At 42.1% G+C, this 25,168-nt stretch carries 24 protein-coding genes; 2 read left to right on the top strand and 22 right to left on the bottom strand.

Translation table 11 applies throughout. The annotated features are described in order from the left end of the window. Positions 1-34: 34 nt before the first annotated feature. The 3 genes from KZA12_RS00265 to KZA12_RS00255 form a co-directional block, all read right to left on the bottom strand. Positions 35-772: an amino acid ABC transporter permease gene (locus KZA12_RS00265; RefSeq protein ID WP_306301019.1), complete on the bottom strand. Its 738-nt coding sequence runs from the start codon at positions 770-772 to the stop codon at positions 35-37. Beyond that, positions 772-1,599: an amino acid ABC transporter substrate-binding protein gene (locus KZA12_RS00260; protein ID WP_218688826.1), complete on the bottom strand. Its 828-nt coding sequence runs from the start codon at positions 1,597-1,599 to the stop codon at positions 772-774. Before KZA12_RS00260 ends, KZA12_RS00265 begins: the two co-directional genes overlap by 1 nt. Positions 1,600-1,942: 343 nt before the next feature. Beyond that, on the bottom strand, positions 1,943-2,518 hold the full coding sequence (locus KZA12_RS00255; RefSeq protein ID WP_218688825.1) for a PepSY domain-containing protein: 576 nt from the start codon (positions 2,516-2,518) through the stop codon (positions 1,943-1,945). A 304-nt stretch (positions 2,519-2,822) separates the two neighbouring features. On the opposite strand from KZA12_RS00255, the gene KZA12_RS00250 reads away from it, so the two are divergent. Beyond that, positions 2,823-3,665 (top strand): hypothetical protein, encoded by an 843-nt coding sequence (locus tag KZA12_RS00250; protein ID WP_218688824.1) that lies wholly within the window; start codon positions 2,823-2,825, stop codon positions 3,663-3,665. 49 nt (positions 3,666-3,714) lie between these two features. On the opposite strand, the gene KZA12_RS00245 is transcribed toward KZA12_RS00250, so the two are convergent. From KZA12_RS00245 to KZA12_RS00215, 7 genes are all read right to left on the bottom strand, one after another. Continuing rightward, complete coding sequence (locus KZA12_RS00245; RefSeq protein WP_218688823.1) at positions 3,715-4,698, bottom strand: glycosyltransferase family 2 protein; 984 nt, start codon at positions 4,696-4,698, stop codon at positions 3,715-3,717. Between the two features lie 87 nt (positions 4,699-4,785). Beyond that, positions 4,786-6,024 carry a hypothetical protein gene (locus KZA12_RS00240; RefSeq protein ID WP_218688822.1) on the bottom strand — a complete coding sequence of 413 codons (1,239 nt, stop codon included), beginning with the start codon at positions 6,022-6,024 and terminating at the stop codon, positions 4,786-4,788. A 4-nt stretch (positions 6,025-6,028) separates the two neighbouring features. Further along, positions 6,029-7,282: a glycosyltransferase gene (locus KZA12_RS00235; RefSeq protein ID WP_218688821.1), complete on the bottom strand. Its 1,254-nt coding sequence runs from the start codon at positions 7,280-7,282 to the stop codon at positions 6,029-6,031. Between the two features lie 52 nt (positions 7,283-7,334). Then, complete coding sequence (locus KZA12_RS00230) at positions 7,335-9,134, bottom strand: glycosyltransferase family 2 protein (protein ID WP_218688820.1); 1,800 nt, start codon at positions 9,132-9,134, stop codon at positions 7,335-7,337. 642 nt (positions 9,135-9,776) lie between these two features. Next, positions 9,777-11,123, bottom strand: coding sequence for an NADP-specific glutamate dehydrogenase (gene gdhA, locus KZA12_RS00225; RefSeq protein WP_201623123.1), 1,347 nt, complete (start codon positions 11,121-11,123; stop codon positions 9,777-9,779). A gap of 887 nt (positions 11,124-12,010) precedes the next feature. After that, positions 12,011-12,637 carry a GNAT family N-acetyltransferase gene (locus KZA12_RS00220; RefSeq protein ID WP_218688819.1) on the bottom strand — a complete coding sequence of 209 codons (627 nt, stop codon included), beginning with the start codon at positions 12,635-12,637 and terminating at the stop codon, positions 12,011-12,013. A gap of 32 nt (positions 12,638-12,669) precedes the next feature. After that, entirely contained in the window at positions 12,670-13,056 is a 387-nt protein-coding gene (locus KZA12_RS00215) for a tautomerase family protein (RefSeq protein ID WP_218688818.1), read from the bottom strand. A gap of 361 nt (positions 13,057-13,417) precedes the next feature. On the opposite strand from KZA12_RS00215, the gene KZA12_RS00210 reads away from it, so the two are divergent. Next, positions 13,418-14,170, top strand: a complete 753-nt coding sequence (locus tag KZA12_RS00210; RefSeq protein ID WP_218688817.1) for an aspartate/glutamate racemase family protein — start codon at positions 13,418-13,420, stop codon at positions 14,168-14,170. Between the two features lie 241 nt (positions 14,171-14,411). Here the strand turns inward: KZA12_RS00210 and KZA12_RS00205 are convergent, their stop codons facing one another. The 12 genes from KZA12_RS00205 to KZA12_RS00150 form a co-directional block, all read right to left on the bottom strand. Continuing rightward, a complete protein-coding gene (locus KZA12_RS00205; protein ID WP_218688816.1) occupies positions 14,412-14,933 on the bottom strand; it encodes an HdeD family acid-resistance protein in 522 nt (173 codons plus the stop codon). A gap of 210 nt (positions 14,934-15,143) precedes the next feature. Next, positions 15,144-15,848 (bottom strand): molybdate ABC transporter permease subunit, encoded by a 705-nt coding sequence (gene modB, locus KZA12_RS00200; RefSeq protein WP_218688815.1) that lies wholly within the window; start codon positions 15,846-15,848, stop codon positions 15,144-15,146. 31 nt (positions 15,849-15,879) lie between these two features. Beyond that, entirely contained in the window at positions 15,880-16,785 is a 906-nt protein-coding gene (modA, locus tag KZA12_RS00195; protein ID WP_227677238.1) for a molybdate ABC transporter substrate-binding protein, read from the bottom strand. A 239-nt stretch (positions 16,786-17,024) separates the two neighbouring features. After that, on the bottom strand, positions 17,025-17,516 hold the full coding sequence (locus tag KZA12_RS00190; RefSeq protein WP_218688814.1) for a molybdenum cofactor biosynthesis protein MoaE: 492 nt from the start codon (positions 17,514-17,516) through the stop codon (positions 17,025-17,027). An 87-nt stretch (positions 17,517-17,603) separates the two neighbouring features. After that, positions 17,604-17,891, bottom strand: coding sequence for a MoaD/ThiS family protein (locus KZA12_RS00185; protein ID WP_218688813.1), 288 nt, complete (start codon positions 17,889-17,891; stop codon positions 17,604-17,606). Between the two features lie 48 nt (positions 17,892-17,939). Continuing rightward, entirely contained in the window at positions 17,940-18,467 is a 528-nt protein-coding gene (gene moaC / locus KZA12_RS00180; RefSeq protein ID WP_373416565.1) for a cyclic pyranopterin monophosphate synthase MoaC, read from the bottom strand. Between the two features lie 89 nt (positions 18,468-18,556). After that, positions 18,557-19,348: a molybdenum cofactor guanylyltransferase gene (locus KZA12_RS00175; RefSeq protein ID WP_218688811.1), complete on the bottom strand. Its 792-nt coding sequence runs from the start codon at positions 19,346-19,348 to the stop codon at positions 18,557-18,559. Next, positions 19,341-19,886 carry a molybdenum cofactor biosynthesis protein B gene (moaB, locus tag KZA12_RS00170; protein WP_201623114.1) on the bottom strand — a complete coding sequence of 182 codons (546 nt, stop codon included), beginning with the start codon at positions 19,884-19,886 and terminating at the stop codon, positions 19,341-19,343. Before moaB ends, KZA12_RS00175 begins: the two co-directional genes overlap by 8 nt. A gap of 96 nt (positions 19,887-19,982) precedes the next feature. Next, positions 19,983-21,080: a GTP 3',8-cyclase MoaA gene (gene moaA, locus KZA12_RS00165; RefSeq protein WP_218688810.1), complete on the bottom strand. Its 1,098-nt coding sequence runs from the start codon at positions 21,078-21,080 to the stop codon at positions 19,983-19,985. A 294-nt stretch (positions 21,081-21,374) separates the two neighbouring features. Beyond that, positions 21,375-22,706 carry a gephyrin-like molybdotransferase Glp gene (gene glp / locus KZA12_RS00160; protein WP_218688809.1) on the bottom strand — a complete coding sequence of 444 codons (1,332 nt, stop codon included), beginning with the start codon at positions 22,704-22,706 and terminating at the stop codon, positions 21,375-21,377. 157 nt (positions 22,707-22,863) lie between these two features. Continuing rightward, positions 22,864-23,589, bottom strand: coding sequence for a nucleotidyltransferase family protein (locus KZA12_RS00155; RefSeq protein ID WP_256932756.1), 726 nt, complete (start codon positions 23,587-23,589; stop codon positions 22,864-22,866). Then, positions 23,582-25,063, bottom strand: a complete 1,482-nt coding sequence (locus KZA12_RS00150; protein WP_218688807.1) for an XdhC family protein — start codon at positions 25,061-25,063, stop codon at positions 23,582-23,584. The genes KZA12_RS00155 and KZA12_RS00150 overlap by 8 nt, the downstream gene beginning before the upstream one ends. Positions 25,064-25,168: the final 105 nt, after the last annotated feature.

Genomic DNA, 25,168 nt, shown 5'->3' with positions numbered 1-25,168 from the left:
CTAAAGGTGGTAATAGTGACTTGCAAAATTGCAGTTATTTAGCAACATAGCGATCAAGACGAGTCTCAAGCTTACCTTGAATAAAGGTCAGTATCAGACAAATACCCCAATAAATGACTGCCGCTTCAGTATAAACCAACATAAACTCATAATTACGGGCAGTAATTATTTGTGCTTGTTTAAACAGCTCAGTGACTAATACTAATGAGGCCAAAGAAGTATCTTTTACTAAACTAATAAAAGTATTAGATAATGGTGGTACTGATACTCGTAATGCTTGCGGTAAAATAACGTAACGAAAAGTCTGTAAATAAGTCAGACCCACTGTCGAACCCGCTTCCCATTGACCTTTGGGGATGGATAAGATCGATGCCCGCACCGTCTCTGAGGCATAAGCGCCAATATTGAGTGAAAAGGCGATAATAGCAGAAGGGAAAGGATCGAGTTTGACCCCTACGCTCGGTAGCCCATAAAAGATAATAAATAGCTGCACTAGCATCGGCGTGCCACGAATAGCAGAGACATAAATACGTGCTATGCGATAAGCAATGCGGTGCATCCAGCTAGTGCGCGGTACGATACGAATCAGCGCCACACTGAGTGCAATAGCCATACCTATTGCAAAAGATATCAACGCCAGCGGTATCGAATAATAGATACCGCCCTTAAGCATTGGCCAAAACGACGTGATGACAATTTGTGCCCGATCGGGAGTCATAAATGGCAGCAATGCCAGTAAATCAGCCAATACTGAAAGGATAGACGCTATCATTAGTCCTGCTTACTTATATCAGCACCAAAGAATTGCTGGCTTAACTTGGTCAAAGTACCATCCTTTTGTAAGGCACTCATTGATTCATCGATTTTTGCCACTACTGCGTCATCACCCTTACGCAAGATTAGGCCTGAGCCACGTAACTCACTGGCAGGTGCCGTCAATTTAATCTCAAGACCACTGTCTGGAAAGTTTTTAAGATAGTCGAGTACTGCTAGATTATCGTTCATAGTAAAGTCAGCGCGGTCTTGTTTGACCAACTGCACGGCTTGTGCCATACCATCAACAGGCACAATCTCAGCCTGATAACGTTCTGCCAGCTCACCATAGTTACTAGATAGCGATTGCGCCGTGCGCAGACCTTTTAAACTCTCCCAAGAGCTATAGCGATTATCATCAGTAGGTGCTAGTACTACGGCACCTGACCAGCTATAAGCCATTGCTTTATCATACTTAGCTTTACGCTCAGGAGTGGTTAGACTGACTTGGTTGGCCACCATATCGAACCGCTTGGAATCTAGTCCTGCCAGCATCGCATCCCACTGAGTTTCTTTAAACTCAACGCTAACTCCTAGCTTATCAGCAACTGCTCGCGATACTTCAACATCATAACCGGTAAGCTTGCCACTGACATCATGATAACTGAACGGCGGATAAGTGCCTTCCGTACCAATGTTAATCGTACCACCGCTATTGATGCGTTGTAGCAGCTCGGATTCACCATTGTTAGCAGCATCAGTGCTAGCTTCATTAGTAGTAGACTGACCACAAGCGCTTAATAATAGTGTACTGACCGCCAGGGTTAATAGGGCACGACGTTTCATAGGATGTCCTTTTATCATTATTGAGGCATTCGGTTGCCCGATTTGAGGGTCTAAAAAGTATTTTTCAATATCAGCGGCAAATATATTCAATTTTATTGCTAATAACTGTCCTCATAGTAACGTGATTAACGCGACAATAACGTACAAAAACAGTGAACGTGGATGATTTATTAGTCTTTGCGCTTATAGCTATAATTAGCTGTGACTGGTAAATATAAGCAATAAAAAAGCACTTATTAACTGAATTAATAAGTGCTTTCATAGCTGATAACCAACTGTTGAGCTTAGTGCTGTTAACTGTCTTTGCAACTTAGTGTTGGTTACCACTAACGGTTATTAATACTTATTTTTTAGTTTTCTTAGCGAATACCGAACCTGTATTAGCATCTACGTTTAGCTCAATGATTTGATTGCCTTTAAGGATTTCAACTTCGTAATAAGAGGTATGATCTTTATAATCACTATCCTTCTTAAACTCGATTTCCATGACTCGACCTCTGGTGTTTTTCTCTGCAATATTCATAGCATCTATAATATGAACTTTTGCTTTGCGCTGAGTCTGGTAGTCTTCAATATCACCACTATCTGAACTTTCAGTTTCTGTTTTAATAATCTTGCTAGTGGTAGCATCGACCTTGATCTCGTACTTAGTACTATCGCTCTTGAACTCTATCTCGTACACCCCTGCTTGCGCATCATCGTCATCATCATCGAACTCTGCACTAACTAGAGTACCTGCGGCTTGGGCGCTGGCTATAGTGATGGCTTGTTTTAAGCTTATTTTAGTTGCTTGGGCAGCGCTTACTTCACTCGATAGACTGCTAGCATTAGCCGCAGTGCTCAAGGCACCAGCAGTTAGTGCCAATATTAAGCCCGTGGCTAATGCAGTGGCCTTAAGGTTTTTGCGTGTGCTTATCATCAATAATCTCCTTAACTTAGTTAGTAGTGGTACAACGCTTGGTCTATTTATTTATCATAATAAACTTATGTAATATCTCTTAATAAGCAAAACAGTAGCGTAATGTACTGGCATTGTTAATCGAGGCTTATATGACCATTTGGGCTAGCTATAAAACCACAACTTCACTCCATAAGCGTTACAATATCATCGTTATTATTTAAGTTCATAATGCAAAGCTCATAGCGCAAATCTCATATCCTAGGATTGCCTGCTAGTTTTTTCCTACTTTTCTATCAACTCTTATTAGGTTGCTACTGTATTTATGCTCAATAATTCTTTACCTAGTTCAGCGAATGACTCATTAGAGTATTCGCCAGACGCTTGTAGTGTTGACAAACCTAACACGGCTAACCTTGACTCTATAAGCCTAGCAAAAACCGCTTTTGACAGCTTACCGTCAGTGATACAACAAGCGCTATTTTATCAAAAACGTATAGTATGTATGGCTAATAACCCATCTATCACTAGCGATAGCCTTGATAAATTGCTGCAAACAACTGACATCCTAGTGCTGTTTAATGACTTCATTCATGCTGATTATCTTATTACTAATCCGTTAGCTCGCCAGCTGCCAAAATTACTATTCTTTCGTCAAAACGGCGATAGCCTTCTGCACTTTGGTCTGCCACCTAGAAGTAATAATGTGCTTGCTATCGATGAAATGGCCAAACTCGCACCGTTAGGTCTATTGTTTAGTAATCAGTGCTATCAATTTCCAACGCCGAGCGACGACCCCAAGCCTGCTGACGATCCTATAACCGCAAGTCGAACTTTGATTATTCCTCCGTCATTGACCCAGTTGCTGCATAGCTCAAAACATTGCCGCGTATTATCAGAATGGCATCCAGTAGTCGCTGACTATCCGAACTTTACCGCTATCCACTCTTCTGCACCTTCGTCAGGGTTCTTATTGTATCGGCTGTTGTTGGCTGCCCGCCAGCATGTCCAGCAGCTGCAAACCTCAGTAGCACCCTTACAGATTATGATGCTTGGCTTCAATGATGAAGATAAGACCGGATATTTTTGGTCAGGACATAATTGGGCGTTCGAACGTCAAGAGATGGCTAATGCTCCGGCAGAGGTGCAGCTTAGTCGTCAGTATTAGAGCCAATGTTATTTATATCAGCACTAGCCAAGTAAAAATAGTAAATCGACTATACATACGGCGCATCAGGATAATGTGCTGTATTTATTTCCGATTTGCTAGGCTTACGGCTCACACTAATAGCGGTTTGCTGCTCAGTGTGCCAATTGATTAAATCCATCTCAGCAAATGCCGCTAACCAGCCCCCCATTGGCCACTGTTGCCATTTGTCATAAAAAATATTGGCATTGATAACAATACTGGATAAATGATTTAACGGTGGTCGATAAACACTGTGCTGCTGATGATAAATCACATCATTGGTCAAATAAAAATCAACATCTAAGGCGCGTGCGCTAAAAGAAAAATCGGTATCTTCAGCGCCGTAGCCCAAATAATCAGTATCAAAACCACCGATAGCCTCAAACTGCTTATAGCTAATAGCGAAGCATAAACTCCAAAAGGCACCATAATCTTGGGTTTGCTCAATTGCTGTGGCGTCGCTATCAAGCTCAGGCGCAGCAAAGTTATAGCGATAAGGATTATAAACTGAGAGCTTATCTAAGCTAGTGCTAAGTAATTGACCTCGTTGTAGTTGTAAGCTCTCATCATTCGTTAACGGACGAGTCAAATATCTTGGCTGCCCCATTAGTAGTGCGTTAGGATAAATTCGCAGCTTATTATGTAACTGCTCTATAAAAGTAGACGCTACGATACAATCCACATCCAAGAATATCAACCCATCATGACTGGCTCTAGCAGCGCCTAAATTACGATTACGACCAATATCAAAACCAGTATCAGAGGTTTTATTTATGGTTGATGACTCAGGATTTTGGGCTAAAGCATCCCAATCATTAGTAGCTATTTGCACAATATTTAGAGGATATTGGGCAAGCCGTTCGGGGTCTGCATCATCATTGACGATAATCACTTCACTAGGTCTAACGCTACCTTGCGATAAACTACTAAGTAGATTGTATAAATGGCCGTTACGACCATAGCAAGTAGTAATAACGCTTATAGGAATAATAGTAGTGTGAATGCTAGTCATAGTAAGCTCGCTTATAGGTACAGCTATAGATTTAGGGGGCTGCCGTGCTTATTGCTATAGTAACTGATGCTTATCAGGTATCAGGTATCAGGTAACAGGTATCAGTTGCAGCTGCGGCAGTAGCCATTGTTGAAACCACTGTTTATTACCACTATAAGCCACTAAGCTGTCCATAAAGGCTTGGGCAGTTGTCTGATTATCAACTACCTTAGATATAGAGTGCTTGTTTAACGGTACCTCTACTGTTAACGGCGCCTGCAATGAAGCGGTACTTCGAACTCGCCCTGCTACTAGCGGCGTTATAAATTGCTGCCAACTTAGCGCCCGTCCTGCTGCTATTAATGCCTCTGCCATCACTTCTTGCTCCCGATGCGGCCTAGGGTCTGGTAGGACTACTAACGGGGTATCATAGCGATAGACTTGAGCAATAGCATTCAGTCCACACGCCATCAACAGCCAATCACTGTGAGCAATAAAAGGCGTGACATCGTCGACCTCAGTAGCAATATCTACGTATTGACGCACCTCATCACTAATAGGTCCTAAAGATATGATTAATGCTTCTGGTAGAGCTTGTCGTAATGCAGACAGTTTTGCATCGATAGCTTGATGGCCGCCATAGCCTTTTATGACCGTTACTATTAAAGGCTGATTCTGTTGCTTGCTGTCGCCTACACTAGTGCTGTCTATCAAGCCTTTAACTTCTGCTTGCTCAGTAGCTAAAGCTAAATCAGCTAGCCGTTGCAAAAAAGCTTTATACGTCAGCGGATCACTGTTAGTAGCCGATACAAAATCTAAGTATAAAGTTTTATTGGTTACCCAAGCTGGGGTCATAGCCGCCTCTAACGCTCTCGGGTAAGGAGCTAGTAACCCAATAGCACCCGTAAAAGCACTTATGTGTGCAGTATCGTCGCGCTCACCCGGTAATCTCACATATAGATACGGCACACTACAAGCACGGCATAGCATCGCTACTTCTGCGCTAACATCGATAATCATCAACTCAATCTGACGCTGTTGAATAGTCGCCAAAATCTGCCAGCTACGCTTTTGGATATCGCTATTACCTACTGGAGAATAATGCAAAGCTGATGGTTGCCAGTACTGCCCTGCCCGTCCTGCCAGCACATCCTCTGCTAGCTCATCCTCTGGGTTTAAGCGAATGATTTGGGCCTCAGTTAAAGTAGTAAAGCGATAAGCATCAATGGGTAAACTAGTAAATACGGTTAGTTGCTGTTGCCATTCAATTGGCAATAATGCTGCCAGTTTATCCGCTTGCCGACAGTGCCCTGAACCATGATGATGAGCATAATAGCCAATACGCATAGCCTTACCCCTCAGCGCTGATTTTTTGCACAGTAGTGCTATTAGTATCGAGAGTCGACTCAGCTACTAGCACTGATCTATATAAGTTCAAATATCCTGCAACCATAGCAGCTACCGAACAGAACTGTTCAGCGCGATGGCGACAGGCTTGCCTTGATATGGCTTTTATATCAGTGAAAGCTTGTATAAATGCCAGCTCGTCCATTTTATCAACGATAATTCCAGTCTTTGCAGTAATAATCTCTGCACTAGCGCCAGCATTGAAACCAATCACTGGCGTACCGCAAGCCAAGCTTTCAGCTAAGGTCAAGCCATAAGGTTCATCCCAAGTACTAGTAAACAATAAGGCGGTGGCTTGGCATAAATAATCATTGATCTCAGCTTTGCTAAGATGTCCTACGTACTCAAATAATTTTGGCGTACCGTTAGCCTTGCTGTGTTTGTCATCTGCTGCAAACATCGGTGCCACTTGCTGCTCAAAATACTCTAGATTGCTTTTTGGCCCAGCGATCACTAAGCGCTTACCAGCCGCTTGACAGTATTGCATCGCTAAATGAGTGCCTTTTTCAGGACAAATACGACCGAACCAAAAATACACCTCATCATTAATAGGCTGTAGATTCGCTGTAAAAGACTGCACATCGATGCCGTTATAGACCACATGCGAGGGCACAAACTCAGCGAATAATTGCTGCTGATGGCTACTAATAGCCGTGAACTGGGTAGCGGTGCCTTGTCTTAAGGTTAATAATGCTAAGCGTAGCTGAGGAAATATTGGGGTATGAAAAGTGGTAAAGCTGCGTGCACCAAAAGCCTGCCCTAGGGTCATTGGGATATGATGCAAGCTATGGTTATGAACAATATCAATCTCACCCCGCTCATCACGAACGATAATGTCATGCATGGCACGCTGATAAGCTAAGTACTGATAGAGCTCCTCACGACTCATGCCCACTGAGTCATGCTCATTATCATAAACCAAAGCCTCAAACTCCTCACGAGTGAGGAACGGTATTAATGTCGCTTGAGTCTGGCTTTGGGCATGGGCGTAAAGCAATACCTCGTGACCTTGCGCTGTCAACTCATCGCATATTAACTGAGTAATCATCTCAAGACCGCCAGCATAGGGCTGGGCAATCGGATATAAACAATGGGCTATGATAGCTATTCGTAAGGTGGAGCGCCCATCTGAGTACTGCTGATCATTGAGGGCAGTAAAATGCTCATAAGCGCTAATAGCTGAGGTAATATCTGACATAAAACATCCAAAATAAATGAGGTGAAAAACCGCTAAAATATAATTAATACTGTTAGGAATTAGCGCTATGGTTATTACTTGTCTTAGCAGCATTTAACGGCTGCTTGATAACTAAACAATCAGCAGCTTGCTCATCTTCATCATTAATAGATATTAGACTAAGAGCTGAATGCTGCTGACTACCAGCTAACGAGTCATTAACCGTGCTTATACCAGACTTTATAATTGGGTTAATGATGAGTTGAGACACTGGCTTAGTAATGCATTTAACTTCAGGCTTTTTGTAAGCGTAATTGGTTAGCATCACTTTTGCCGCCCAAATCTTTAGTAGACAAACACTAAGCGCACAAGCAAATAACAACGGCGAATATAACGCTGAGAATGGCGATACTATAAAAGCTGTTATCAGGTTTAGCACTAACAATAGTTTGGGAAGGGCGAAGATATTTTCTAACAAAAGCGCGCGTGGGTTACGCTCTATAGTTAGCTTAGGAGTACAAATAAAAGGCTTGTTACGTCCCCAAAGTACGGGCAACCAAGACAAAGCTCCCAGCTCCCAAAAATTAAGATGTAACACCCAAACTCTTAAGCGTTGACTAGCGCTAGTACTAGCCATAGCTGGGTTCAATTGCCTATTTAAAGGCGACTCGTCATGCCAATAAGCCCATAGACGTCTAGTTAAATAAATCCCATAGCTGGCATAGACTAAGTAAAGGGGCGCTAAAACTAAATTAGTATCAAACCGGCTTTGAGTCACTACTGCTACCAATAACAACAGCAGAGTAATAGCTTGTAGCAGTATAAAAATACCCGTAGCATTTATCCAAGCACTTAACTGCGAAAAATGCGCTCTTCTATAAGCTAAGCGTTGAGTAAAAGTGTCGCTATCTGTATTAGTGAGCACTGATAGACTCGGCTTTGATGACCGCTGGGTTAATGCCTTTAGTACAGGCGCTGACGCTATATCAGCATAGCCTTTTAGCACTTGCGCATTGCCATAGATCCAACGTCGCCGTTGATTCATCAAATCACTAATAGTAATAGGCAGTAGCCCAGTAGCTATCACTTCAGGTATAAACTGACTGCGTAGACCTTGCTTGTGCATTAACACCCCCATCTGGGCATCTTCAGTGATCGAAGCACCTGACCAACCCCCTAACTGAATCAGCGCTGGGTATTGAATAACCGCGTAAGTCCCTGTCGATAAGGCACGTTGTCTATTAAATCTACGGTAGAGATGGTAATTAAAGTAGTGATTAAGCTCGCTATCTACTTCTAGGCGCTCAGCATCACGATAAAACTGCGGGAATTGCAATAAAGCACAATCAGGATAGTTGTGAATGGCGGCCGCTATGGCGCTGCGACTATGCGGTAATGCTTGGTAGTCGCTATCGACTACTACTATATGCGTTGATTGAGCATCCATTAGTCGTAAAGCTAAATTTAAAGCACCCGCTTTAAAACCTGCCACTGTATCAACGTGATAAAAGCGTACTTTTAGCTGCTGATGCAAACTATTGCAAAAATCTGCTAATGGCTGATATAGCTCAACGGCTGTATTATTATTATCAATAATAAGTATTTCATCATCGGGCGCTTTAATTGCTAATAGGGACTCGATAGAAGCAATCACCATCTCTGGGGGCTCAGCACAAGTCATCAGCTGAAAGCTTAGTTGTATTGGGGGCATTATTTCTTCAACAGGTTTTAACTCAGCTAATTTTAGCTCAGCTATAAGGTTGGCTTGGTTAGATTGATGGTATTTATGAGCAGCATTGACTGATAAAGGGCACACGTCACTATCTACTGATAGCCAAGCATGTTGCGGTTTATCTACTTTATTAACAATCATGTTTTATCCCTAAACAGCTACACCAATTTATAGTTGTGAGTTTATTTTTCCGTTAGTTAATCGCCAATTATTATGAAGATAATTGTTATAAAAATACTTTATTAATAGGTGTTATGGATTTGATGAGTAATAGCGAAAAGCTACTAAAAAAAGCGGTAAGGATTAGGGCATCTTCGACTTATACAGAGCTTTTGCCTATCGATATCGACTTAGGGTTAATGCAGTCATAGTAAGCCAACAGATGATGAATGATTAGGGTAGGTCTGTGCTAAATACTAGCTTAGTGTAACTCCTAGTAATTTGTGTAAAACCATTGTTAAATTAGACACTTATCGTCTTGGTATTCTTATATATCGTCTTTTATATTTTCTATCAAGCTAAGGTCTATCTCAATATTAGTCGCCTAATAATGATTTATTAGGCGACTAAGCCTGGCTAATATCAGCCTAACAGCCCTTTAAAAAATAAAAAAAAGCTGCGCTCATCAATGGTGATAAGCGCAGCTTGCGATAAAATTATAAACTATTACTAATCTTAATAAGGATCAATAACTATTGCTTTAATAGCGGAAGTATTGATTTAAGTTTTGTTGTGAGCTAATCCTCACTCAACAACAAAACTTATGAATTAGAGTTAACCCTATTAATTTAAAATCCCAAAAGCAACAAGAGCATCAGCCACACGTTTGAAGCCAACCATATTAGCGCCTGACATGTAATCGATATAGCCTTGGTCCGTCTGTCCATACATCTCTGAAGCTTGAGCAGAACTGTCATGAATATCCTTCATGATGCCTTGCAAACGCTCATCAACTTGCTCAAAGGTCTGATACTGACGCACTGAGTTTTGTGACATCTCAAGGGCTGATACCGCCACACCGCCAGCATTTGCCGCTTTACCTGGCGCATAATGAACACGATGTAGACGAATATAATCGATAGCTTCAGCAGTCAACGGCATGTTAGCGCCTTCAACGATGTACTTGACACCATTATCGACAAGTAGCTTGGCGTCTTCTTCATTGATTTCATTTTGCGTTGCTGAAGGGATAGCGATATCTGCTTTGATACTCCAAGGCTTTTGATCGGCCATCCATTCACCACCAAACACCTCAACATAGTCTGCTAATGGTTTGTGTTGATCTTTCTGTACTTTTAACCAATCTATTTTTTCTTGATTTAAGCCTTTTGCATCATAAATTGTACCTTTTGAATCAGATACTGTCAGTACAATAGCGCCTATCAAAGTAGCTTTTTCAGCTGCATGTAAAGAGACATTACCTGCTCCTGACACTAAGACTTTTTTACCTTCAATACTTTCATTCTGAGCAGCTAGCATGTTTTGTAAGAAGTAAACAGCACCGTAACCAGTGGCTTCAGTACGCATTAAACTACCACCAAAACCAACACCCTTACCAGTAATTACCCCAGTAGATTCGCGTGTCAGATTTTTATACATAGCGAACATATAGCTGACTTCACGGCCACCTACGCCGATATCACCGGCTGGAACATCCATATCTTTATTAACGTAATGATGTAGCTCACGCATAAAGGCATAGCAAAAACGACGAATTTCAGAATCAGTTTTACCTTTAGGGTCAAAATCAGATCCCCCTTTACCGCCACCAATAGGTAGACCAGTCAAGGCGTTTTTGAATATTTGCTCAAAGCCTAAGAACTTTAACACCGACTGGTTAACGGTCGGATGGAACCTAAGACCACCTTTGTAAGGCCCTAAAGCGTTACTAAACTGTACACGCCAACCGCGATTGATTTGAACTTCGCCGTTATCGTCTTCCCAATTCACACGAAAACCAAATACGCGATCAGGTTCAACTAGGCGCTCAAATACTTTTAATTTATCGTATTCAGGATGAGCATCGTATAACGGCTTGATAGTGATTGCCACTTCTTTGACCGCTTGTATAAACTCAGGCTGATGCGCATAACGGGCTTCAACTTTTTCAATGGCCTTACTGATACTCATATATCTTCCTTATTATAAAACGTGGAGGTTACTAAGTGGCGTGGGATCGTATTTGAATATCTCTGCGCAATTTGCCATCACAATATACGACAATATTGTGAATATTGAAGCAAAGTTATTTTGTTAATGATGCAATATGCATATAAAAACAGTGGGATTGAATACTAATAAGCTTAGCGACCGATAGGTCGTTCTCATCTAGGTATCAATGGATATCAACGGAAGGCTACTTGAAATAGTAACCGCAGACAATATTACACGAATACTACTTGCTATGCACAGCTTTACGTAAAAACAGCTCTGCAATTAATGCAAGCTATTTAATTTACCTTTCTGCTGAAAAAAGTCAATAGTTTATAGCTATATTAATAGTAACAATATTCCTAACTAATCAGTTGTATTACTGGGCAATTGTTAAATTAGTAATTATAGTAATAGTCTTGTGTTTAGCTAAATATCATCTATAGACGGTATAATGAGAGGATACTCGGTAGAATATAACCATTAATCATAGCTTTAGCTGATGATACCATATCAATGATACTAGCAAGGGTATTAGTTGTTAATAGGCTAATTTTAGATATTATAAGTAGATATTATCAACCGTAGTTTATAACTAAATAGCCACACCTGACATGCTGAAGAATAAGCGCTTTTTGCTGCCCGTATTATAGATATTATCTATGCCAAACTATTTTATAGGCGCACCATATGGATAGCCGAATAACACCGTTTAGCCTTCGATTATCGGCTCTTATAAACTACTCTATCAGCGGCGGCTACCCTGCAAAAAAGGTCAAGTTACTGTGATTGATCTAAGCTGCGGTCGCAAAGACACTCTTGCTTTACTGATAGCTAAGCTGGCACTGCAAACTAAAACACAATAGCTATTTGGATTTACCCGGTAGAGACTCTGTGTTGATATTGTTCACAGTTGATGGATTAATAGCGCTTGCTAACCACTGCTGCTGAGTAATCTTATATAGGACATGCTCAGACAATCGGTGCTCTTTTTTAAGCGCTGGATGAAAGAAGTTATCCTCAGTATTGGTCATACCAAGACGCTGCATCAGCTTTTGAGAGGGTTTATTAATAACCGCAGTAAACGCTACTACTTGCTGGAGATTGAGTTCTGCGAAAGCAAACTTTAAGGCTGCTTGTGCCGCCTCAGTAGCATAGCCTTGCCGCCAATAGTCTTTATGTAGCCGCCAAGCAATCTCTACACTAGGTGCGAAGGGTAGATCGGCATGAGTAGCATTTAAGCCAACAAAACCAATGAAATTATCCGCCTTTTCTGAGTTAGCTTTTAGACTTAGCGCCCAAAAACCCCAACCGTTATCCTCAATAAGATGTTGGCATTTATTGGCTATAATGTCGCTCACTGTAGGCGATAAGAGCTTAGGAAAATAGCGCATGACCTCTGGGTCGGCATTTATATCAGCGAATATTGGTAAGTCACTCGGCCGCCATTGACGCAGTAGCAAGCGTTGAGTTTGGATTATTTTTATAGTCATAAAGCTCTGTCTTATTTGATTATAAGTACGATTTATAGTTGTACTTTATAAGTTAAATCATGCGCTTCACCGCCAGTCATACCACGAAAGCCCCAACAATGGGCGGGTTGCTCTTTTATAGTAATTTCTATGTCTATTGGGGCAATATTTAACTGCTCCTCTATACGCTGAAATAACAGCTGAATAAGGGCTTTTTTAGTCTTAACGCTACGTCCTTGCATTATGTTAATTTCGATGACAGTGTAAGCAGCAGACCTGTCAGCAGGATAATAAAAATCCTCAGCATCTAAAGCTATAAAACGCTGCGCTCGCTTGTCTTCAGGCATACCGAGCACTGATTGCATACAGCCGTGTATAACATTCGATAGCTGTAATTTAATAGGGTTAAGGTTTGCTTTGATACCATAGATGACGATCATAATAGCTCTTATAGATTGTAGAGTTGAAAGATAGCAAAGTTCAAAGATAGCAAGAGAATCAACACAGAGTAAACATTTTTTATTTTCAATATAAAGCGCTAGCAGAATTCCTAAATAATAACGTACTATAAATAATGACGACAAAATTATTTGCCGCAAAGCTATTAAGCAAAAAGTCATTAAGCAAAAAATTACATACTAAAAAATTACTTTAAATCATACTCAGAGTTGTTTTATAGCGAAGTTATAACCTACCAAAGATAGCTAGTGAGCAGTCAAACATCGTGGTTAAAAATAGCGGTTAAAAACAGCAATTAAATCTAATGGAATAGTATTTAGACTAAAAAAAGGACTAAGACTTATGCGTTTAAAGACATTATGGGCAGCAGTGCTTACCGCAGGCCTTAGCCTGTCAGCAGTAACCTCAAGTTTTGCAGATACTACTGGCAAAATCATCGTTCTAATCAACCCCAACTCCAATGCTAAAGCGACAAAGTCTATGGCAGATCTAGCCCGTGCTGAAAGCAAAGGTGTGGCGCTGGTAGAAGAGCGCAGCAATGAGGGCGCGCCGCCACTGTTGACCACACCAAAAGATATGCAAAATGCAGTATCTGGAGTAGTCAAGATCGGTGTTGAGGCAGCAAAAGATAAGCGAGTATCGGCTATCATCGTATCTGCCTTCAGCGATCCTGGGCTGGAAGAATTACGCTCTGCAGTTAATATTCCCGTCTTTGGTATAGGAGAAGAAGTTTTTCATGAGGCGGCGCAGAATGGTCGAGCTTTTGGGATTGTCACTGTCACCCCCGATGAGGATCTAATACGCTCCTTTCAAGAAAAAGCGGCCTCGTTAGGCTATGAAAAGCAATATCGCGGTGTACGTGTGACTCCGGGCGATCCACTTGAGCTAGTAAAGTCTCCTGAAAAACTTGATGCAGCGCTAGCGCAAGCTGTGAAAGCCTCTATCAGAGAAGATGGAGCGCAAGCCGTCATAATGGGTGGCGGACCACTTTCAGATTCTGCCATCAGGCTACAACCGCAATTCAAGGTCCCTCTTGTAGTGGCGGTGAGTGCAGCTGCCCGTGCGGCAGTTAAAGAAATACAAAAACCCAAATAGTAGCTGCATCTGCTATAACTGATCTTATACTAGCTATTGTTCAAGTATTGTCCATTAAACACCCGTTTGATGGACTCTTTTATAAGTACCACTGATAAAGATTGGTTTGATAAATGGATTAATAACTAGATGATCAGCAAGGTAACTATCAACACTTTTTCTACAGCCTTTATAACCAAAAAAAGACCCATTATTAGTGAGTCTTCTAAAGTATTTTTATAGCCGATAAGTATTTGAAAATTTAAACTTTGCCGATTGCCACTGGATGAAGGCGTGAATACATCACTAGCGATAGGCCATTAGAAATCAGCTCGATAGCTAATAATACGCCAAGAATATAAGTCGATGACTGCGGATAGCCGGAAAAAATCATGATCGCTAATATGATTGAGATAACCCCAGAGAATAATACTGGTATAAAAGCTCGCGTACCTTTAATGGCAAAAGCCACTACTGTTCTAACAATACCGGTTACCATAAATAGGATAGCAACTACCATAGTTAGGGTCAAGATACCTTGCAGCGGCTCGGTTAACAGCTCAAACCCCAATAATACCCCAACTACCCCGCCGATAGCGGCGAATACTTTAGCGCTAGTACTACCTACAGTAAATAGCGCTACAAACTGTAAGATACCAACCAATAAAAATAGAAAACCTGCCAGCTGTTCAGCGGCAAAAGTGGCGCTCAGTGGATTGAATAATGCAAATATACCACCAACAATGCTAATGATGCCCACCACTAGCCATAATGTACGATTCATAATATTACCTTAATTTAATCTATAGCTTTACTAAGGCGTAGATTATATCTTCTCGTTACTCTATTCATGTATGGCGGTAGTAATGTATTCAGATAGTCGTGTTAACAACGGCCTGTTAGGATTGCGTTGCTCTAAACCTTCTGCTAACTGTTTTTTGTATAATTCAATTTTTCTTCTTTACTTAGATTTAAATATTGTCAAATATCTAGGTTAGGGACGCTTATTTAGCTTATTGACGCTACTAGCTATCAAGCTAACCATGACCATCGCCATTATGATTAATATCAGCGACATCATATGAGCGGTCTGGTAATTTAGGGCTTCTACTTGCTCATAAATCGCAATAGAAATCACCTTAGTCTCACCTGAGATACTACCGCCTATCATTAACACCACCCCGAATTCGCCGATAGTATGGGCAAAGCTAATCAGGCTACCGAGTATAATACCAGTGCGGGCTTGTGGTAGCGCCACGGTCATAAAGCGACGTAAACGGCTGGGCTCTAATAAGTGCGCCACTTCCATCACGCTTTGCGGAATGCGTAAGAACTGGGCATAGACTGGCTGAATATAAAAAGGTAAGGAATAAATAAGGGAGCCAATCACTAGGCCCTCAAAAGTGAAGACTAAAGCACTAATCTCATGCTCAGCAAGCCATCTGCCGACCGCAAAGTTAGGGCTTAGTAGCAATAATAAATAAAAACCTATTACCGTTGGTGGCAGCACTAACGGCATAGCAATTAGCCCCATCAATATAACTTTTAAGCGACTAATGACGGAGCTATGACTAGGCTTGGCTAACCAATAAGCTAAAGGAGTGGCAAATACCAATAATAATAATGTAGTGACACCCGCCAGCTTAATACTGACCCAAAATGGGGTCAACATCGCTGATATAAGTGGTTGCTCTAGCATAGAGTCACTACTGGTTACATCCTATCATCAGCTACTGCACTGCCAAATAACCGGCTTCTACGAAGTATTTTTGTCCAGCAGGTGATAGTAAGTAGCTGGTAAAATCTGTCGCTACAGCCGCATCACTGATCACTATGCCATCTTGCAAGATAGCAGGATAAGCACTAGTAGGTAGCGTGTAGAACTGTTCCGGTGTGGCTTTAATAGCGGTCACTTGTGACTGGGCAACGAAGCCATAATCAACATTGCCTGTATTGGCATACTGAAACGCTTGCCCAATATTCTCCGCTTCAATTAGACGCTTTTGACGGTTGAGTGGCTCATAGAGATTATGCGCCTGTAGATAGGCTTTGGCAGAGGCGCCATAAGGGGCGAGCTCAGGATTGGCAATGGTAATTTTACTATCATTTTGCTCTGCTAATAGTTGTGTTAGGGTGGTCTCGCTCAGCTTACCCACAGGTTTATTAGCACTATAAAAGCTCAGCTGGCCTTGGGTATAAGTAAAAGCCTCGTGCTTGGTAGAATCTGGATGTCTTTGTTGCACCCACTTAGTAGGGAATTCTTGATTAGCTGATAAGAAAATATCATAAGGTGCGCCAGCTATTATCTGTGCATAGAGCTTGCCTGAAGAAGCAAAAGTTACCTCGATCTCTTGATCAGGTAAGTTTTTCTCTAATTTGTAGCCTGCGATAATATCAGGGAGTACATCAGATAGATTAGCAGCAGCAGCAATACGTATTTTTTGTGGCTGCAGCTGAGGTTTGGGCTCGTTAGGAGTAACTTGCTCCTTATCAGCAACGCTCTGCTTATTACAAGCGGTCAAGGTCAACACAACACAAGCTGATGCGGCAATCATCATTATATTTTTTGTCGCACTAGTGATGCGCGGCATAATGTCTAACTGCCCGTGAGCTGGTAATAACTTAACACTATTCATAACCTACCGCCTCTACTCTAAGATGGGTAAAACTCTAATGATTTAGAGTGTTTTTATTTTCTAATTTTCTACTAAAACGACTAAGCAAAGATAGTTATAAAACTACTTATACTTAGCCGTGGTTACCTACTTATTATAGGCTTTTACAACTTTAGTCAAACCTTATTTATTAAACAATGATGGTCTTTGTAGCTTAGAGGGCAGTTCCTGCATTAAAGCTTATAGCTAGCTATTGTCGTTCAGCCATTATTGCTTAGCCATTTAGACGGTTGGTTGTCGTAATATTCCTGCTTCCAAACCGGTATTTCAGCTTTAACCGTATCCAATATCCAGCGGCACGCATCAAAGGCTGGGTAGCGATGTGCAGAAGCGACCCCAACCCAAACCGCGACATCGCCAATATCCAAGGCACCGATGCGGTGAATAGCAATGGCATGAGTAATAGCAAATTTGCGCTTGGCTTCCTCGATAATCTGCCGACCTTGATTGATGGCTAAATCCTCATAACCATAATAGGTCAGACGCTCAACTCTACTAGCATTATTGTGGTTACGCACCCGACCTTCAAAACTGACAAAGGCACCGCAGCTATCATCATCAAGAAGAGCTTTAAGCCGTCTATCATCAATAACTATATCCAATAATGCAAAACCATCACGCTCTGCAAGCGCATAGGCCTGTTCAGCGCTGCGCTTAATAGTCATCGATTTACTGTGAACGTTAGCGCTCATTTATACTCTCTATTATTAATAGCCTGTTATCAACGATATCTGTTTCAACAATATCTATTAGTGCGGTGGTTATGCAACCCGCTCTATTTAACCGCCTGCTACTGGGGTAATAAAAACCACATTATCACCATTTTCGATACTATCTGTCCACTGAGCAAAATAATCATTGATGGCGACTTTTAGCTCTAACGGTGAATGGCTAAAACCATGCTTTTCACTCAACTGCTCGTACAACTGCGTGAGTGAGGTTGACTGCGACACGGTCACGCTTTCTTCATTGCAATTGGCTTTATCTGCCAAGCTTGCGAAGTAGAGAACGTTAATATTGATAGTATTGTCTGTAACTGGGTCTGTGTCTTTTACTGCAATAGGCATAAAGTTATCCATAGTGTATTAGGGTGTAGATGAACTTATGTATTCAACTTAGCCCTGCTGATAATCAGACTTACCACCAGTTTTAGTGATCAGATGAATATTATTGATTACGATATCATGTGATAAGGCTTTAGTCATATCATAAAGCGTCAAACAAGCCACACTGACTGCGGTTAATGCTTCCATTTCCACTCCAGTTTTATGAGTGACCTTTACAGTAGCACTGACTGTAATAGCTTGTAGCGCATCATCGTAAACAAAGCTCAAGCCAATTTTATCTAGTGGTAGTGGATGACAAAGCGGGATTAGATCATGAGTACGCTTAGCCGCCATAATACCAGCGATATGCGCAGTTTGAGTGATACTGCCCTTTTTAGTCATCCCATCAGCCGCTTTGATCTGCTGATAAATTTCAGCTGGAAAAATTACTTGCCCTTCAGCATTAGCCTCTCTAGTCGTCGCAATCTTGCCACTGACATCAACCATGTGTATATCACCGTCACTATCTAAATGCGATAGCTTAGCAGCCGTTAAATGAGCTGGGGCACCTTCCTTATTAGTGGTTTTACTAGCGATTTGCTCGTGCTGTTGCTGATTATTTTTCACAAATAGTCTCATTATTTTTTATTAGCTTTAGTAACGGCTTGCCTAATAGCGGTATTGTTTTATTGTGGGTATAAAGCACTACAAGCACACTTAAAGTCTGTAGGAGTATTAAAGTTAGTCAATACTTGCTGCTCATCTAACACCGCAACCGCCTGACTGATTGGCTCAATAAAACTCATAACTTTGCGCTGTCCACTGTCGATATAGGCTCGTAACTGCGACTCAATAGTTAGCCTATAAAGTCCTAGTAGCGGATATAAATGCGACTCGTCTGTAAGACAAATCACTGACTTTTCTGTCGTTGCTAGATCGGTAGTTGAATCAATACAAGGACGCAGTTGCTGCCAAAGCCCAGCCGCGGTTATTAGGCTATCACAGCTCACGACTAACAGCCATGATGACTGCTGGTTATTCAAACTATTAGCATCAGCTAACGAGTCTAGTGCTTGTGTAGTTGATGCCTGCTGATTTAGTGGCTGTTTTTTTAGCGCTTGTAACGCTGACTCGATCGCCACTAATGGCCCTTGAGAGTCAGTAATACTATTAGCAATACTGCTGGTAATAACCGTATCTACTTTACTACTGGTCTGAATAGAGGCTGGCAGATAGTCGGCGATATGAGCAATAACGGGCTTCGGATTGCTAGCCAATAACTGTGGGCTCACAGCAAAACCACGCCCATTATCGGCAATCATGATAGGCACCTGCAATTCATTAGCTTGTCGCACATGATAGTCCAGCAAACTTTCACCTGTTGGCAAGGTTAGCTCCGCTTTAGGCGTCCCCATACGATGCGAGGCGCCACCAGCTAAGATAACCACCCCAGCTAAGTTTGCCAACACATTAGTCATGACTGTGACCTTCATGACTGGGATTAGCACGCATAAAGTGCGGCACAAAGTTACAAGGGCGCGTACGGCTATCGAACTGCTCTTTTAGTAAGTCATTCCATCCAGTCCGGCAAGCGCCTGTCGAACCAGGTAAACAAAAAATACCAGTGCTATTAGCCATGCCAGCAACCGCTCGCGACTGAATGGTAGACATGCCAATATCGTCTTTTGAAATTAGGCGGAACATCTCACCAAAACCATCGATAGACTTATCGAATAACACGCTGACCGCTTCTGGCATACTGTCTCTGATAAAAAACCCAGTACCGCCAGTGGTAATAACTGCATGCACATTAGGATCAGCAATCCAGCCACTAATAACCGCACGAATCTGATAAATATCATCGGTAATTAGCTGACGGTCAGCTAACTTATGTCCCGCTGCGGTCAAGCTATCTGCTAAGTACTGTCCTGAAGTATCTTGTTCTAAGGTGCGACTGTCAGAGACACAAAGCACAGCAATATTAAGGGGGATAAATTCTGCAGCAGGTTTAGACATCGTTATTCCTTGAGAGTTATTATGTAGTAGCAGTTGTTCAGTAGTTGCTCTTTATCAAATAGTCTTCAGCAAAAGCTGTTCAGTAGCTGTTTTATGCTAACCACCGATAATCGATAGATTGTGCATCATGCCGCTGTTGGAGTCCTGTAGATGATGATGCTCAGGTTTGATTGGCATGAAGTTGTGCAAAGTCTGTACTAAGCCTGCAACGTCGTTTTGCTGTAGATAATTACGAATGTCGTAGTTACCTTCATCGAACAAGCATAGATGCACTTTGCCCTGACTGCTCACCCGTAGACGGTTACAGTTATCGCAGAAGTGCGCCGCATAAGGGGCAATCATGCCGATGCGCCCTAAATAATCCGGATGACTGTACTCAACCGCAGGGCCATCAGCACTGCCACGCTCTTGCGGCTGCCAACCGTGCTCGATAAGATAATCGGTAATCAGCTCAGATTGGGCATGTTGCGCAAAGAACAAATCGCTATTATCGCTAGTCTGCATAAACTCAATAAATCGATAAGTCACTGGGCGCAGCTTGACGTAATCCATCGCTGTTACTAGATTTTCAAATGCGGTTTCTACCATCAAAACACTGTTTATTTTTAACTTAATGTCCGTGCTGTCTAATAGCTTATCCATATCCGTTAGCATCTGCGGCAAAGTATTGAAACCAGTCATCTTATGAAAAGTATCCGCATCAAAACTGTCCATACTGATATTTAGCTGATCCAATCCAGCACTATGCCAATTGGCTAAATGTTTGCCAAGCTTATAGCCATTACTAGTCATCGCTACGGTCTTGATACCAGTAGTGCTTTTTACGGTATCAATAATAGTCGCCACATCTCGACGGATAGAAGGCTCACCACCAGTAATACGTACCTTTTCAGTGCCTACTTGGGCAAAGGCCTTAATTAAGGTAGCAATCTCAGGCACACTCAACTCATCATCAGGACGCTTGCCTTGATAACCATTAGGCAGACAATACTCGCAGCGAAAATTACAGAAGTCAGTGATAGAAAGACGTAGATAAGTCAGTTGTCGTGAAAAGCTATCGGTGAGTGGCTGATAATGGGCTATAGACGAGTCAGTAGGCATAGCTGCTCCCAATAAGGGGCTGCGTGTCTCAGTATAAACTGAGCTTGGTAAATATATTTGAGGGCTCTCTGCTATGGGACCGTCATAAGTCATAAATTATTACCGCCGATATTGCTTGGCTGTCATTACAAGATTGTCTTCAGCCATTACTTTACTGCTGTTTCACTATTTATTTTACACTACAAATTTTATGCTGTGTGCTTTGAAATACATAGTTCCAACCATAAGTTGCAAACTATAATCTTTAATCACAACTTGCTACCTATAGTTTTCCATCGTAAGTTTTACACTACTCGTTTAACAGCTTTAGAAGCTAAAAATCTGAGTCGCTAGGCTGTTAGAGATTATTGATTATAACAAACTCAAAATGGCTTTAAGCTACCTTTACTAACCATAGAGCCACGAAAAAGGTTGGACATTCACTACATTACCAGCAGCCACATTACCGCTATCTATATCCAAAACGACAAAGCAGTTGGCTAGGCTTAGCTGCTTTATTCTGTGCGACTGCTGGCTGGTGAAACACTGCACTTGATAATTACCGGTAGCGTCTTGTGACAGCAGACCACGCTGAAAGTCTTTACGTCCGGCTGACTTCCTCACCTCATTGACTAAAGTAGCTTTTAGGGTCAACGGCATGGGCTGCTGCTGCAAATCAGCTCCTGACATCTGCCATAGCGCCGGTATCACAAACTGCAAAGCCCCTACTACCGTAGACAAAGGGTTGCCCGGTAGGCCAAAATACAAGACTGGCTTATCGACGGCGCTGTGGTTATCCGCAAACAACTCTCCAAATACGAACGGCTTGCCAGGTTTCATCGCCACTTTATAATGGTTTATTTGCCCCAGTTGCTCAATAACTGTCGTCAAAAAATCATAATCACCAACCGATACTCCAGCCGTAGAGATCAGTACATCGCACTCCTGCATAGCCTTAGTCACTGCCGCCGTAGTCTGCTGTAAATTGTCAGCGATAATACCGTAATCACGAATAGTAATAGGCAAGCTGGACAATAAAGTCTTCAGCGTTGGAGTATTAGAGTTGTATATCTGCGCTAAGCTATCTAACGGCTGACCTACAGCAACTAGCTCATCACCTGTCGCCAACACTCCTACTATTAATGGCGCAAATACTGCTACTTTATCAATGCCTAAATTGGCTAATAAACTGATATCAGTAGGGTTTAGACGCTTGCCTCGTTGCAGCACGACTTCACCCGACTCAATCTCCTCGCCTTGCTTACGAATGTTATCATCCACCTCAGCCGTTTGGCTCAAGACAATGGCATACGGCTGCGATTTATCGATGCTATCTCTAATAGCAGCAAAGTTAGTGTTCTCTTGCATAACGACCGTATCACAACTATCCGGTACTACTGCGCCAGTGAAGATACGTACGCCTTGGCCGGCTTGCAAACTACTCTCTGAGTCATCGCTACCGCTATTAGCATAAGGGCTACCCGCCTGCGACTCTCCTACTATCTCGATAGTTTGGTCTTTGCCAAGATTGCTACCTTTAGCCAATGCATAACCGTCCATAGCAGATACATTCTGTCTGGGCACATTAAAAGGTGAAGTAATATTCTCAGCTAATATTTGATTACTGCTGTCTAATAACTGGCTTGTAGTTACTGCCCTGCTACTTAATGGCGCGTCGACTTCATTATAAAATTCGATGCGTTTTTTGATCGCTGCCAGCAGCTCTTCCATAGTAATCATAAGGGTAAACTCTTTTATAATAGTCTTAGTATTGAATAGCTAATTTCTATTGGCTAGCTGATTTATAGTGGATAGGCCCTATTACAACAACTGTCCGTTAGCTCTTGACTGCAACTAGCAAGTGAGCAGCTAGGGGTTTGACGGACTGATAGTTTGACTAGCTATCCAGCCATTGCTGTTGCTTAGCATAAGCCAGTTGTTCAGGCGTATCAATATCATAACTTAGTTGCTGGTTAATCACAGTACTCATTTGCTCCGTGTGTAGGGCTCTAATCAAGTGGCGCAAACCTTTATCACCCGTGAGCGCTACTTGCCACTCTTTAAGTCGCCAATAATCGATACTTATAGGTAAACCTACGATATTGGCTTTATATTTATCTAGCGCAAAGTATTTATCCGCTTCTTGCAGATGGGGATAGCTACTGGCCACTACTTCATGCTTGCCAGCTAATAGCTTATGCAAATGCTTAGTGTCTAATAATAGTTGATCAGTAGCCATTATTAGCACGCGATCAATCATACTATTATCCTGGCTGCTAACCCGCTGAGCCACAGCGTCAATAGCTAAATACAAACTATGCGCCATGCCAGTTTCGGGGGTCGGATTATTGACTATATGCACTACTGGCTGAGCGGCTAATTCATCAATAGCTTGGGCAATCTCAGTATTATTTTTAGGAATCACTACTATAATAGCTTGGGGCTGGGTAGTTAAGGCCAGCTTAATCATCTGCGCAATTAATGGCTCACCATCTTGAGTTAATAGTTGCTTAGACTGACCTAGTCGCTGACTCAAGCCACTGGCTAAGATAATAACGGCGTGGTTACTAACATCGTTAATAGTATCGTTACTAGTATTGTTACCAATATCGTCACTAGTCATGCGCATAACGCTGTTCAACTAATGATCGCTGAGTATCTGAGGACAGCTCTGAGTCTATCACTGACAACTCAACTTGGTTATCTATCACTGGCTGTGCTTGCTGATAAATTACAGCGCTTATTTGCGCCATAATACTCAGTGCTAAGGCTTCTGGACCATCACCGCCCAGCTTATAGCCAATAGGATAATGCAACTTTGTAACAGCGTCAGTTAAGGTAGCGATGTTAGTCAAGTCATCCGCCCTATTAAGGCTAGCGCTAATCTCTTTGATGAGACGTTCAGTACGATAGCGCGGGCCTAATTGTCCAACATAACTGAAGTTGGGCTGGGTCAATAATATAGCTAGGCGAGCACGGTCTTGGGTTAAGCTATGTGACATCACTGCAACTGCCGCACCGGCACTAAGCTGAGTTAAAGTTTCATGGTCGTGTACTGGTAAACATAACACCTTGTCTGCTTGTGGAAAACGAGCTTTAGTAGCATATTGCGCGCGGCTATCTATTACTGTTACCTGCCAGTCCTGTAGCTTAGCCATTGTCACTAACGGCATCACATCATTACCAGCACCGCAAATTAACAATCGGATCTGTGGACGAATCTGCTGTATCAACCATGCCGACTGCGCTACATAGCATTGACTAGCATTAGCTGGTGCTGCATCATCTACATTACCTTTTATGTCACTTGTTATATTACTTTTTATATCACTGTCTATCACCATGTAGTCAGCATTTTTTTTATCAAAAGTATGCGCTGACAGCTTGGTTATTACGTTATGAATAAAACCTATAGCAGCAGCACTAACCTCAGAAAAAACTTGCCGACCATCGATAGTCGCTACCTGTCCTGTAGCACGATAGGCGTCTATATCAAGGCGTATGCCGATTGGCAATTGGGGACTATGCGACCTTAAATTATCGCGGCTAATCAAAGTGGCAATAGTCAAAGGTTGCTGGCTATTACGCACTTGCTGAATTGAATCTAACAGCGACATTGCAGTACTCAGACGCTCAAACAACACATGGACTCGGCCATTACACCCTAAACCAAAATTTAACTCGCCATCCAACAACGCATCGACATCACTGTCAATATAACTATAGGCATCGCTGTCACTATCACTAATAGCCCTATTACCAATATTACTAGCAACTGTTAGCTCTGCTGTATTGGTCTCTATGTCAATGCCAGTATCAGTATCAGTATCATCACTATAACTAACGTCATCGCCAGTTTGATAGGTCTGAACACTAGCACCATTACGAGTTAGCCAAAAAGCACGCTTGATAATATGCGGCTCAAGACAACCCCCACTGATCATCCCAACCGAACGTCCATCAGCACAAATAAGCATCATCGCCCCAGCATGCCGATAAGCTGACCCTTCAGTGCGGACTACTGTAGCTAGTACCGCCTCAACATTTTGCTGTTGTACTCTGTTAGCTAAGTTAAGAATATCAGCGACTTGATTCATAATTTCCCTTTTATCTTAAGCATCTCAAATATCTTAAGCACCACAAATTATCTTAAAATATAGTTCAATACACTATTAAAGCTGGCATGCTGCAAAGCCATAGCC

The sequence above is a fragment of the Psychrobacter sp. BF1 genome, assembly GCF_019279065.1.
Taxonomy (GTDB): domain Bacteria; phylum Pseudomonadota; class Gammaproteobacteria; order Pseudomonadales; family Moraxellaceae; genus Psychrobacter; species Psychrobacter urativorans.
Note: the sequence above shows the minus strand (reverse complement) of the source record. Positions and strands in the feature narration are given on the sequence as shown.